At 45.9% G+C, this 1,283-nt stretch carries 1 protein-coding gene; it reads left to right on the plus strand.

Annotation, left to right across the window (positions count from 1 at the left end):
* Nucleotides 1-319: 319 nt before the first annotated feature.
* Entirely contained in the window at nucleotides 320-1,195 is an 876-nt protein-coding gene (locus tag Q0546_RS01595) for an ABC transporter six-transmembrane domain-containing protein (RefSeq protein WP_298789921.1), read from the plus strand.
* Nucleotides 1,196-1,283 lie beyond the last annotated feature (88 nt).

A 1,283-nucleotide genomic window follows, 5' to 3' on the forward strand; every position in this document is an offset into this window, starting at 1 on the left:
TAAAGCTCCTCGTTTTGCTTGTGCGAATGCACGAACGGCACGCTCACATTTGCGGGAAGCTCGTTGATAGAGAGCTCACAGCCGCTTAAGCCTAGAGCGTCTTTCAGCTCGACTCTCGGTTCGCTTTTCGTTGAAACGATCTTGTAGTTTGACATCTTTTTCTCCTTAGATTTTTGTTGTAATGATATATCTTACAACCGATGAGCGAAGTATAATAAAATTTTGTTGTAATGTCAAGAGTTACATCAAAAATTCCGAAAAATTTGATGCAAATTTTAAAATCAGCTAAAATCCGCGCGATTTTAAACAAAGGAATTTTATGCAAAATAGCGCATTTAAGACGCTAACGCTCATTGCAAAGAAAAATTTTAAAAAGCTGTTCTTGACATTTAGCCTGGTTTTGGCGGAAAACGGGCTATTTCTCGTCTATCCCGTGCTCGCAGGCATCGCCATAAACGCCATCGTAGCGGGCGACACGCTTTTGGCACTTAGCTACTCGGCCATGGTATTCGTGGGCTGGGGGCTAGGCTCGATTAGGCGGCGCGTGGATACGCAGGTGTTTACTAGGATATATGCAGGACTTGCCGTAAGCGTGATAATGAACGAAAAAAGAGCCGCGAAAGACGAAAGCGCCGTAATCGCAAGAGCAAATTTATCTCGCGAATTCGTGGATTTTTTCGAGCAGCATTTTCCCGTGTTTTTTACCTCGGTCGTCTCGATTTTCGGCTCGGCGATCATGCTTTTATTTATCGAGTTCTACGTGGGTTTGGCTGTTTTTGCCCTGCTCGCGGTTTTTGGAGTTTTGCTACCCAAATACATCGCCAAAAACGACCGCTTGTATCTAAAGCTAAACAACCAGCTAGAGCGCGAGGCAGGACGCATAAGCGCAGGCGATGAGCGCACGCTAAAGCGCCACTACGACGTGCTTTCAAAGCTTCGCATCCGCATCTCAAACAGAGAGGCGATGAGCTTTTTTATCATCGGTGCGAGCGCGGCGGCGATTTTTAGCTTGGCGATATTTATGCTATCACACAAGCAGGCAAACGCGGGCCACATCTACTCGGTGCTCACCTATCTTTGGACGTTTGCGATCAGCCTTGATGACGCGCCGAGGCTGATAGAGGAGTTTAGCAAACTAAAAGACATCGGCAAGCGCGTAGATGCCGGACTAGAAGGCGATATAGATAAAATTTAAGCGCTTTTTTAAGGTATAATTTAACTAAAATTTGCCGAAAAACGAGGTCAAAATGCACGAAAATCACGCCCATTGCGCGCATTCGCAC

Origin of the sequence: uncultured Campylobacter sp., from assembly GCF_937997465.1 — a bacterium.
In the GTDB taxonomy this organism is placed as follows: Bacteria; Campylobacterota; Campylobacteria; order Campylobacterales; family Campylobacteraceae; genus Campylobacter_A.